Source organism: Salinivirga sp. (assembly GCF_035268865.1).
Taxonomy (GTDB): Bacteria; Bacteroidota; Bacteroidia; order Bacteroidales; family Salinivirgaceae; genus Salinivirga.
In genome coordinates this window covers 1-11487 of the sequence record NZ_DATFKB010000069.1, presented here as the reverse complement: position 1 = coordinate 11487, position 11487 = coordinate 1, and the positions used below count along the sequence as shown (strand labels likewise).

Annotated in this window: 11 protein-coding genes; 2 read left to right on the top strand and 9 right to left on the bottom strand. The window is 38.3% G+C overall.

Annotated elements, in window-relative coordinates; all coding sequences use genetic code 11:
• A partial coding sequence (locus tag VJ937_RS04255; protein ID WP_324065652.1) for a hypothetical protein occupies positions 1-1287 on the bottom strand: 1287 nt, incomplete at its 3' end.
• Between the two features lie 91 nt (positions 1288-1378).
• Positions 1379-2173, bottom strand: coding sequence for a hypothetical protein (locus VJ937_RS04250; protein WP_324065651.1), 795 nt, complete (start codon positions 2171-2173; stop codon positions 1379-1381).
• A 47-nt stretch (positions 2174-2220) separates the two neighbouring features.
• On the opposite strand from VJ937_RS04250, the gene VJ937_RS04245 reads away from it, so the two are divergent.
• Both VJ937_RS04245 and VJ937_RS04240 read left to right on the top strand, forming a co-directional pair.
• Positions 2221-3987, top strand: a complete 1767-nt coding sequence (locus VJ937_RS04245; protein WP_324065650.1) for a ShlB/FhaC/HecB family hemolysin secretion/activation protein — start codon at positions 2221-2223, stop codon at positions 3985-3987.
• Positions 3988-4082: 95 nt separating this feature from the next.
• Complete coding sequence (locus VJ937_RS04240) at positions 4083-6419, top strand: TonB-dependent receptor plug domain-containing protein (RefSeq protein WP_324065649.1); 2337 nt, start codon at positions 4083-4085, stop codon at positions 6417-6419.
• 86 nt (positions 6420-6505) lie between these two features.
• Here the strand turns inward: VJ937_RS04240 and fumC are convergent, their stop codons facing one another.
• From fumC to VJ937_RS04205, 7 genes are all read right to left on the bottom strand, one after another.
• The gene (fumC, locus tag VJ937_RS04235; RefSeq protein ID WP_324065648.1) at positions 6506-7897 is read right to left on the bottom strand and encodes a class II fumarate hydratase; all 1392 of its coding nucleotides are present in this window, start codon (positions 7895-7897) and stop codon (positions 6506-6508) included.
• A gap of 51 nt (positions 7898-7948) precedes the next feature.
• Positions 7949-8416 (bottom strand): CAP domain-containing protein, encoded by a 468-nt coding sequence (locus VJ937_RS04230; protein ID WP_324065647.1) that lies wholly within the window; start codon positions 8414-8416, stop codon positions 7949-7951.
• Positions 8395-9174, bottom strand: coding sequence for an enoyl-CoA hydratase/isomerase family protein (locus tag VJ937_RS04225; protein WP_324065646.1), 780 nt, complete (start codon positions 9172-9174; stop codon positions 8395-8397). The genes VJ937_RS04230 and VJ937_RS04225 overlap by 22 nt, the downstream gene beginning before the upstream one ends.
• Before the next feature lie 2 nt (positions 9175-9176).
• Positions 9177-9518 (bottom strand): arsenate reductase (glutaredoxin), encoded by a 342-nt coding sequence (gene arsC, locus VJ937_RS04220; protein ID WP_324065645.1) that lies wholly within the window; start codon positions 9516-9518, stop codon positions 9177-9179.
• 10 nt (positions 9519-9528) lie between these two features.
• Complete coding sequence (locus VJ937_RS04215; RefSeq protein ID WP_324065644.1) at positions 9529-9969, bottom strand: hypothetical protein; 441 nt, start codon at positions 9967-9969, stop codon at positions 9529-9531.
• Positions 9970-10001: 32 nt separating this feature from the next.
• Positions 10002-11094, bottom strand: a protein-coding gene (gene prfB, locus VJ937_RS04210) for a peptide chain release factor 2 (protein WP_324065643.1) whose coding sequence is annotated in 2 segments (ribosomal slippage) — positions 10002-11030 and positions 11032-11094 — 1092 coding nt in all. Because the reading frame shifts where the segments join, the coding sequence is not laid out codon by codon here.
• Positions 11095-11187: 93 nt separating this feature from the next.
• On the bottom strand, positions 11188-11487 hold a 300-nt coding region (locus VJ937_RS04205; RefSeq protein ID WP_324065642.1), incomplete at its 5' end, for a regulatory protein RecX.

The window sequence follows — 11487 nt, the reverse complement described above, 5'->3', positions numbered from 1 at the left end:
ACCATTACTTTCCTGAGCAACCATTTGATGCATATTAGCAGTAATAAATTGTGGGTCATATTTTGGAAATGAATTGTATGTTTTCTGAATCCACTGAAATGGCTCAATGTCATCACTTACTTTGTAACCAGTCCATAAATTCTGCCCACCAACATATACATAATTAGGGTCATCAGATGAAACGGCAATCATCATAGCTTCTCCTCCGTGATATTCAGTCTCTATGTTTTCACGTATGGTATATGTTCTGCTGAATAATTGGAACTCCTCACTACCTCCTGCTCCAATAGTTTCCCATGTTTCGTTAGCTCCTGCTGAAGCTGAACGATAAACTCCAAGTAATGTACCTGCAGAATCAGCGGCAATTGCATAAAGATAGTCAGGATTAGTAGGTGCAAATGCAAATTCATAACGAATGCCTCCTGAATCGATCATATTATCCTCATGTCCAGAGACATCTTCAAATCCATTTCCACTATTAACAAATACCTGTCCATTTGAAGAAACAACAATTACCCCATTTTCTGAAATTTTAATATCAGACGCATGTTTGCTGGGTAGTTCATTTATTTTTGACCAGGAATTACCTGCATCAACTGATTCATAAACACCCATCCAGGTGGTCATGCAAATATGATCTTCATTTGTTGGGTCAATGGCTAATTCAGTAATACCAAAAAAGTCTGCATTCCCAATTGGATTTGTAGATTCAATTTGCTCAAAAACATCAGAGTCCGGTAATTTTTTAAAGACTCCGGCTCCAGCAAATGCAGGAACACCCTGTTTTGTTACATATATTGAATCAAAAGTTTCGCCTGTTGCGGCATAAATGGTACCATCGGGGGCCTGAACTAATGATGTAACTGAAATTGCACTTGCTTTGTAATTTACCTCTACTGGCTCCCAATACTGTCCATTGGTAGTAGATTTATAAATACCTCCGCCAACTCCCCCAGTATACAATACATTATCATTATTATTGTCAACAATAATTGTCCTTATCCGACCTCCCACATTATTGGGACCGACAAAGCTCCAATCAAGATTACCTCCACTTTGACTACCTAGAAAGGCTTCCAGGCTACTTCTGATACTTTGAAGATCTGAGGTATCAACGTAAAAGCTTGTGTCACTCTTTGCTGTTTGTATCGACCCCAACTCTTTTTTAACTTGATACTTATCTGTCGACTCATTTGACTGGTACCGGTCAAAAGAAACAGTATTCACTGCCGTAAAACCACCGGCCATCAAAACCGCAAAAAACAATAGTAAATGTTTGCTTCTCATAAACTTTATTATTTTATAACTTTAGACATACACAAATAAAGTGGCAAGATAGGAATTATTTTAGGTATTTAAAAAAAAAGAGAAAAAAACGTTAATATTTTTTTAACATACCCCAACCGCTATGATTTTTCCCGGATTTACCAGTATCACTATAATCCAGAATTTTACCCCAAACGTAAGAAAGGCTAAATCCAAAGTAAAAACGCCGCTCGGGTTCTCCGGCTAAAATCTCAACTGGTAATAAGAAAACCTGCAAAATACTACTAATCCCAACTCCATGTATACGCTCTTCTTTACCCGAAAAATCGACAATGGCCCCAACCTCTATTTTACCTCCCGGCGCGAGGTTGGTTTCGGCAATCCCCTCAAACCACGAGGAGCGCTCTTTTATATTATTTACATTGTGCTTCTCCGGGTCAAACTGAGCTGTTAACACTCTGCTACTATCTTGTGAATACACCAATTCAATTTGATAATAAGCTGGTTTTAAAAGGGCAGCCTCAATTCCTGCACCATAATAATAGCGAATTCCTATAGCCCGTGCATTATTTTTCAGTATATATTTTTTATGAAAACCAATTGACAAGCCTATGGGGTATGCATGATTGACTTTGCCAAAAATAAACTGTCTTTGATTGGGGTAATTGGGATTTACTCCTTTTATTTCCTTTCTGTGCTTTAACTCACTTAAAGATACCTTCCAATAAAAATAGTTATCAATGGTTCTTTTTTTGGCCGAAGTAAAGCTTATACCATACCCATTTGTACTTATATGAGGTTGAATGATATGCTCTTTTCTGTAAAAAATGCTTCTGTCCTCCTGAGCATAAATCACACCTGCATTAAATAGTACCAATATATTTATCAATATTACTCTGAAAAACATGCAATTTATTTTACAGTTCATTTGGCATTTAAAAATTACGTATTTTCATGACAATAAGAAATATTTTTTACATTTTTAGGTTAGGAGTATACAAATATATAATACAACGTTTGAAAAAAGCTGACCAAAAAAGATATTCAATAATTCTAAGAGCGAACTTATTTGCTGCGCTCTTCACCTTTATTATTCAAAGTTCATTTGGACAAGACATTTATTTAATAAAAATCGTAGATCAAAACACCGCTTCATCGATAAAATCAAATGATACTACTGATTTCCAGAACTCTCTAAGGGAAAAAATAACCGACTTCCACACCCAGGGATTTATAAACAGTAACCTGGACTCTATTTATAGAAGTGGTGATACAATTACCGGCATTATTTACAAAGGGAAAAAACATTTTTGGACAAATCTCACAATTGACTTTGATGAAAAACGCTTACAAGGATTACCGGAATACAAAATCAAAGATAAAAAACCAGTAAATTTGATTAAAGTAAAACGGTATAAGCAAGAGCTGTTGGAATACCTGGAGAATAATGGCTATCCTTTTGCACAGGTCAATTCAAATTTTGAGGTTAAAAACTTCAACTTGCAATTAAGCATACTCGTTGAACCGGGCCAAAAGTATACCTATGACTCAATAGTTTTTAATGACATAAAAATAGCAGACTCATTTCTTTGGCGTTACCTTAATATAATGCCAGGCGATGTATTCAACAATAAAACCCTATCACAAATTTCAAATAAAATACAACAAATCAGTTTTTTAGAATTATCAGCCGAGCCTTTGATCTCTTTTGAAAACAAATTGGCCAGAACAGACCTCCGGTTGAAAAGCCTTAATGCAAATTATTTTGATGGTTTACTGGGTATTGTTCCTGATGAAGACAGGAATAACAAATATATGTTAACCGGAGAACTGGAATTATCATTATTAAATAACCTGGGTTTCGGCGAGCAATTGGAGCTGGAGTGGAAAAAAACCAGGCAATTAAGCCAACAATTAGATGCTGCAATAAACTGGCCGTATTTATTTCGATCCCCGCTGGGTGCAAATGGGAAAGTAGAGATGTTAAAAGAAGATACTTCTTTTGTGCGCCTAACCCTGCGAGGTGGCCTGTTTGTATATTTTAACGGGACAAACTCTGCAACCGGATACTATAAAAATAAACAAACTATAGTTTTATCTCCTGAAGATACCACAAATATTTTAGCCACCAATGCCTACGGAACCGGACTTGAAATAATATGGCAGCAAAAAGACAGCAAAATAAATCCGGGAAAAGGATATATGATTTTCAGTGACCTGGGTGCAGGCCGGAGAATTGTTCAAAACCCAACAAATGCCGGTGACCTTATTAAAGCAAACTATATAGAAGGAAAATTAACTTTACAAGGAATTTTACCTGTGTACCAAAGATGGTCTGTCTTATTGCAAAATCAGGTGGAAGGACTATACAGTGATAAAAAAATCTATAAAAATGAATTATTGAGAATTGGGGGGCTCAAAACTTTAAGAGGCTTCGATGAAAACGCTTTTTTTTCACGAAATCACTCTATTTCTACAATAGAGTTGCGTTGGTTATTTGAGCAGTACAGCCATTTTAAAATATTTGCCGATGCCGGTTGGATAAATGCACAAAGAGGCACAGATCGTACTCTACTAAGAGTACTGGGGTTTGGAACCGGCGTGAACCTAAATACTAACGCGGGAATATTTAGTATTTCCTATGCCCTGGGAAAAACCAACAACCAGCCTGTTAAGTTAAACAACGCCAAAATTCACTTCGGATACATCAATAATTTCTAGGAATTTATTGATAACATTCTATTCCCTGCGGGTAAAACAAAACCTTAGGCATAATTCATACGTATGTATTCTTAACCAACTAAAAACACCCCATTATGAAACAATTTCTACGTATCACTATTTTATTTATTCTGCCTTTTATAGTTTCAATCAGCATCTCAGCTCAGGAAGAAAACCTCTATGAAATGGACCTTGAGTCACTTATGGAGATCGAAATAGTTTCAGCTTCGAAAAAAGCAGAAGATATTTTCGAAGCTCCCCTGGGCGCTTCGGTATTAAGTTCCGAACAAATAAAAGAATCGGGTGCGACATCAATAATGGAAGCGTTAAGGTTAATTCCGGGATTAATTGTTAGAGAAACCACACCCGGCAATTACGATATACACTTACGTGGATATGATGGTGTGGACCCTAAAGGGCTCATTACACTGACAGCTAACACCATGACACTCATTATGGTGAACAATAGAACTGTTTACAGTGAGTTCCAGGGGCAAACCTATTGGGAACTATTACAAATCAATATCGATGATGTTGACCGGATAGAAGTGGTAAGGGGACCGGTTTCGGCCATGTACGGGCCCAATGCGGTGGCTGGTGTAATCAATATCCTCACCAAGTCGCCAACAAAAAAGAAAGGTGCTTCTTTTAGCACTTATTCAATGGCCGGAGCACCAAACAGTGTCATTACAAGTACATCTGCAGCCTATAGTTTCGATAATGGACTGGGCATAAGATTAAGCGGGAATGCAGATTTTCGTGACCGCCACAAAGTAGACTATTTTATCTTTAATGAAAATAATTTTGTTGACGAATTAAACGAAACTGAGGTGACCAATATTTTAGGTTTACCTGTGCTTGATGCAGATCAGCCATACGACGGGGTTTACCTTGCAGGTCCACAAGCCGGTCAACCCATACCAAATTACAATATCCACGAACGCTACCCGGATAAAAAGCTGGCCACTGAGCGGTATGGGGGAAATCTGCATATGCGCTATAATAAAAATGACCTGGACCTTAATCTGATGGGCGGTTACTCCTATGCCAGGGTACAAAGAGTTTATGCAAACAACAATATTGCAGCTTTAAGTACAGATTCACTAAACACCTATTTTGCGCATTTCTGGGGCTCCTACAAAGGTTTAACAATTACGACAGATTACAGTAAAGGCTTTAATGCACTAGTTGGTAGTGGAGAGTTGCTAAAAGTAAACTCCGATGTACTCACTGCTACAGCAGAGTATGACCTGAAAATTTCAGAAAATTTTTCGCTAAAACCAGGAGTTTCTTATAAAACATCGAGCTACAACAGTATGGGATTAGGTAGTACAGAACAGGAAATCGACCCTGCAACTTTTTTGTCTGAAGGGTACGAAATTGTCACACCTGAAGATGGAGGTGATGTAACCAACACACTTTTAAGTGGTCACCTACAGGCCGATTATAAATGGGATAGACTTAGAATAATTGGTGCGGCACGCGTTGACAAATTTCAGCATCCCAACAAAGCTGCATTTAGTCCGCTTATATCTGCTACTTATAAGGCTGCAGAAGACTTTCTAATCAGAGGATCTTATGGACGTTCATCAAGAACGCCCTTTATTTTCGACCTGTTTTTCGATATAAATCTAAGATACCCCACAGGCACGCAATACCAGGGTTTCGCACTTTACAATAATCTCGTATACCGGGGCACAGAAAGAAGTGACGAAATACCCGGAGTCAATGAAAAATATAACTACAAACTACTTACCGTTGATGATGCGGAAATTGGTTTCCGACACAGAATATCAGAAACATTTACACTTGACATAGAGCTTTTCTGGTCGCAACTAAATAACCTCATTGCATTGAGTAAAGTGAGAAATGATACAATTGCTGGTGTTAACCCGCTCACAGGAAATGAAACACGTGAAGCTATTGAATACTATTCCTTCATAAACCTGGACATGAAACCTCAACAAACCGGCGCTACCATGTCACTTACATCTGTGCCATTCAAAAAAATGAGTTTTCAAATATTTGTAACTGTGCAGCAAACAAAAATCAATGATTATGCTGATGCAATTGATGTAAACGGAAATCCAATTGATGCCGACGGAGATGGTAAAAAAAGAAGTGACTTTTACCATAAAGCAACGCCAGCTTTCACCGGTGGTGTTAATATGAACTACAGGCCGACCAAAAAGATTAATCTCAATTTAAACAGCTACTTCTACAGCCACCAAACACTTGTTATCAATAATGAAATGAATCAGGGAGTAGTTGATGCAAACATTATTCTTAACGGAACTATCAATTATAAAATAACAGATGGAATAAAGATTTTTGCCACTGGCAGAAACTTAATTGGAGGCTACAAAAGACAATATGCCTTTACAGATAAAATAGGGCCTTCTGTTCTGGGAGGTGTAAACATTAATTTCTGATTTAAATCCTATAACCAAAAAAGCGCTATAAATGAATTAATATTTATAGCGCTTTTTGAATTTATTCCTGTTTATTTAAGCTCACGTTAATTACCAATCATTTTCGATGGGTCAACCCATTCATCAAATTCATCCTCAGTTAAAAAACCAAGTTTTAGTGCAGCTTCTTTCAAGGTAGTCCCTTCTGCAAATGCATTTTTGGCAATTTTAGCTGCCTTTTCATAACCAATTTTTGTATTTAAAGCCGTAACCAGCATCAATGAATTATTAAGTAATTCCTGAATACGTTCATTATTCGGTTTAATTCCTATTACGAGCCTTTCAATAAAAGAATTTACAGCATCGGCTAAGAGTCTGGCAGATTGAAGAAAATTGGCAACCATCATTGGTTTGAATACATTCAGTTCAAAATGGCCGTTTGAGCCGCCAACACCTATTGCCACATCATTTCCCATAACTTGTGCAGCCACCATAGTAATGGCCTCAATTTGTGTCGGATTTACCTTGCCGGGCATTATGGAAGAGCCTGGTTCATTGGCCGGAATAATAATTTCACCAATACCTGATCGGGGGCCGGAAGCCAACATTCTTAAGTCATTGGCAATTTTCATAATGCTCACAGCTACCTGTTTCAATGAATTATGGCTTTCCACAATAGCATCATGAGCTGCCAGGGATTCAAACTTATTTTCGGCTGTAACAAAATCATAACCTGTAAGTTCGGCAATGTTAAATGCCACTTCTTCTGCATAACCTTTTGGTGTATTGAGACCTGTACCTACAGCTGTGCCGCCTAATGCAAGTTCTGAAAGATGGCTGAGTGAATTGTTTATAGCATTAAGTCCATGATCAATTTGCGACACGTAGCCCGAAAATTCCTGGCCAAGCGTGAGTGGTGTAGCATCCATCCAGTGCGTACGCCCTATTTTCACAACTTCAGCCATCTCTTTGGATTTTTTCTCGAGCGCATTTCTTAGTGACTCTAGAGCCGGAATGGTGTGTTCAACCAACATTTTATAGGCTGCGATATGCATAGCTGTTGGGAATGTATCGTTAGATGACTGCGACTTATTTACATCGTCATTAGGATGAATGGTGCGCTCGCCCTCTCCTAGTTTATTACCTTCCAATACATGAGCTCTGTTTGCCACAACCTCATTGACATTCATATTGCTTTGTGTACCTGAACCTGTTTGCCAAATTACCAAAGGAAACTGATCGTCGAGTTCGTGATTAATAATTTCGTCACATACTTTACAAATCAAATCTTTTTTCTCTTCAGCAAGTACGCCCAATTTGTGGTTGGTAATAGCTGCTGCTTTTTTCAGGTAACCAAAAGCCTCAATGATTTCTTTCGGCATTGAGGCCGGGTCTCCAATTGGGAAGTTATTCCTGGATCTTTCTGTTTGAGCCCCCCAATACTTATCAGCGGGGACCTTAACATCTCCTATTGTATCTTTTTCAATACGGTAACTCATATGGCAATAATTTTAGATTAATAATTATATGAAGCCTGACGCAAGTGAAATTTATTTTGTCAGGATAACTGTGACAAATTGTTCATCGCTACTTTCAGAAACACCAATACCGATAATACTATAATCTCCGAGTATGGTTTCGTTACTATCCGTATCATCAGACCATTGATCAATGAGGTCGCGTCCATTGATATTACCCCGCGCTACCAATTCTGCATAAACATTGCCGTTCAGTTCTGTAATTACCTGCTCATAACGATAACCCTGGTTTACATGGCTTAATGAATTATTCGCGATCATTGTGCTGGAATGCGATCGGGCCAGTTCATCTAGTAGCGTATTCCGGTCTAAAGCTGCGTATCCATTCAACAACCTGTAATGATTAATGTGGTCAAAAATATTATCTTCCACATCTGCCGGAGGTGCAAACAGGCTATCATCGTCCTGGCAACCGTTAAAGGTTAAAAGTACAGCCAGAACTGCGAGTTTAAGCAATACTAGACATTTTCTTCGGGCCATTGTGGTTTAGTCTTTTTCTGGAACGATTCCAAACCATGCTTAGCATTTGGATGCAGCGCCAGACGGGTAAAAATATCTGTTGACAAATCTATTCCCTGATGGTAGGGCAATTCTGATGCCCTGTATACAACTTCTTTAATTGCTGCCAGCGCATGCGGATTTTTAGCAATCAACTCATCTGCAACATCAAATGTCTTTTTTCTCAATTCACCAGGTTCTACAACCCAATTGACCAGGCCCAAATCATAGGCCTCTACTGCAGAAATGTTTTGTCCGGTCATGAGCATTTGCATCAATCTTTTGCGACCCACATGCCGCGATAAAGGCATAGCAGGCCCGAGGCAAGCCAGGCCCACACGAATAGCAGTGGTTCCAAAAACTGCATCCGCCGCAGCTACCACTAAATCTGAAGCAAATGCAAGGCCCGAACCATTGGCTATTCCATAACCTTTTACAGCCGATATGACTGGTTTCTTCATATTGGCGATGGTATGATTGTGCCTGTCCATCAGCTCAAGTAATTCTTTTTGCTGAAATGCATCGGCTTCATCAAATTGATCAAGCGCAATACCCGCACTAAAATGCTTTCCTTCTGCTTCAATAATAACCACCCTTACGTCTTTATCCTCATCAAATTTAATGAGACTATTATTCAGCTCAATTGCAAATTCCTTATTGAAAGTGTTTTTACTTTCTGCTCTATTGAGCTGAATGACGCCTTTGTAATTTTCTTTATAAGATATAATCGGGTTTTCCACTGCTATAAGATTTTATCAATTTCTTCGGGGGGTTGACCCAGCACTGCTTTATCGTCATGAACAACTATTGGTCTTTCTATAATTTTAGGATTGGACACCATCTCTTCCAATATTTGGTCATCGTTCAATTCTTTTCCCTTCATATTTCTTTTATAATGCTCCTCCTGTTTGCGGATAAAATCCCCCGGTTTTTTGCCGGTTTTGGCTATAATCTCTTTTAGTTCTTTTATTGAAGGAGTGTCATTAAGATATTTGACTACTTCAATATCTTTGACTATAGATTGCAGGTAATCTAAACCGGCCCTGCTCTTTTTACATCTTGGGTTATGGTAAATTTTAATCATAAAAGATACTTTAGAATTTGCCCATATTGCCTAGCATAATAATGGCACATCCCTTATCACCATCTTTAAAATGGCCTGAGAGATAATAGGCTTGTGTTTTTTGACAGAAGAACTCAAAAATATTATGATGGGTTGCTGATGCTTCGTCGTATGAAGAAGCATAGATTTTGAAATCATCATAAAGTTTAATGATGGCTTCTCCTTCCTTGCTTTGGTCATTTTTCACAACAAAACGGTAACGCACTCCTTTGTATAACATTATTGTAAATTCATCGCTTTCGGGGTTTCTTTTTGATGACTCCTCAAAGCGTATGCGAAAGTCTTTCAGGTAGGTGCCGCCTTTTATTTTTTGATAGGCTTCACGTTTAAGCTCATTCCCGCATTGAGCCCGGGCATCGCCCAAACTTAAAAGACTAAAGAATAATATAAATAATGCCAGTTTGTTAAGCATACAATACAAATTTAATATTTTTTTTTACTTTATTAAAGCACGCTACCATACTCCATCAGGTAGGCTTTAATAAAAATGTTCAAGTCACCATCTAAGACGTCATTTACATGCGAGGTTTCTATATTTGTCCGAACATCTTTTATCATTTTATATGGATGCAATACATAGTTCCTGATTTGCGAACCCCACTCAATTTTCTTTTTCTGCCCTTCGACTTTTGACTGTTCTTCTCTACGCTTTTGCAACTCATTTTCATATAAGTGCGACTTTAACAAACGCAATGCATTCTCTTTATTTTTATGCTGTGAGCGCGTTTCTGTATTCTCAATTATGATACCGGTTGGTTCATGTCTCAATCGAACACCTGTCTCTACCTTATTTACATTCTGACCTCCGGCACCACTTGAACGGAAAGTATCCCAGGTTACATCTGCCGGGTTTATATCAATCTCAATGCTTTCGTCAATTATTGGTGCAACAAATACCGATGCAAAAGAAGTTTGGCGCTTATGGTTGGCATTAAAAGGCGAGAGTCGAACAAGTCGGTGTACCCCTGATTCTGATTTCAGGAAGCCATAGCCGTATTCTCCAATGACCTCAATCGTAACTGACTTTATTCCTGCCTCATCGCCCGGCAGCAGGCTGACTTCTTTTACTTTATAGCCATTTTTCTCTGCCCAGCGCAAATACATACGCATGAGCATTTGAGCCCAGTCATTACTTTCTGTTCCGCCTGCCCCTGCATTAATTTTTAATATTGCGCCCAGCTCATCTTCTTCTTTGCGGAGCATATTCCGGAATTCAAGGTTTTCAATGGCCTTAATCAATTCTTCGTAATGTGCCTCGATCTCTTTTTCATTACCTTCACCATCATTGTAAAAGTCTATCAGCACTTTCAAATCGTCAAGCATTGCTTTGGCCTGGTCATATTCCTTCACCCAACCTTTTAATCTTGTAATACTTTTTAGCTGCTTTTCCGCTGCTTTGGGATCATCCCAAAAGTCTTCTGCCTGTGTTTTTTCTTCCTGTTCCTCTATTTCTATTCTTGTGCGATCGATGTCAAAGATGCCTCCTCAACGCATCCAGGCGTTTTTCAATCTCTTTTACTTGGTCGTTCTGAATCATTCTACTAATTTTTTATAACAAATATAACAATCATGTTAGGAAACATGCAAGTTATAAACACTTTTAAACCCCTGCTATTCCTAAGAGCCTGACTTATACCTCCATGTTATCCCAAAGATCAAATATTATTCCAGTTTCAAATCCACGTGTTGCCATAAAGCGAAACACTTTTTGTTTACGCTTTTGGTATTCATCATCGATTTGCCGGTTTTTTTCTTTCATTAGTGTTCTGGCAGTAGCTATGTAATCTTCATCATCGATCGTTTCCAAAGCCTGTGTAATATACTGCTCAGGAATTTGCTTATGCTTTAGTGCATGATAAATTTTGATCTTGCCCCACTTGTTGAAACGAAACTTATCGCTAGTAAATGCATTTGCATACCGGTTTTCGTC

What these genes read in the sequence shown, in the direction of transcription:
- arsC (WP_324065645.1), bottom strand. Translation starts at nt 9,518, where the DNA reads ATGATTAAAATTTACCATAACCCAAGATGTAAAAAGAGCAGGGCCGGT.
- VJ937_RS04215 (WP_324065644.1), bottom strand. Translation starts at nt 9,969, where the DNA reads ATGCTTAACAAACTGGCATTATTTATATTATTCTTTAGTCTTTTAAGT.
- VJ937_RS04250 (WP_324065651.1), bottom strand. Translation starts at nt 2,173, where the DNA reads ATGTTTTTCAGAGTAATATTGATAAATATATTGGTACTATTTAATGCA.
- VJ937_RS04245 (WP_324065650.1), top strand. Translation starts at nt 2,221, where the DNA reads ATGACAATAAGAAATATTTTTTACATTTTTAGGTTAGGAGTATACAAA.
- VJ937_RS04240 (WP_324065649.1), top strand. Translation starts at nt 4,083, where the DNA reads ATGAAACAATTTCTACGTATCACTATTTTATTTATTCTGCCTTTTATA.
- VJ937_RS04230 (WP_324065647.1), bottom strand. Translation starts at nt 8,416, where the DNA reads ATGGCCCGAAGAAAATGTCTAGTATTGCTTAAACTCGCAGTTCTGGCT.
- fumC (WP_324065648.1), bottom strand. Translation starts at nt 7,897, where the DNA reads ATGAGTTACCGTATTGAAAAAGATACAATAGGAGATGTTAAGGTCCCC.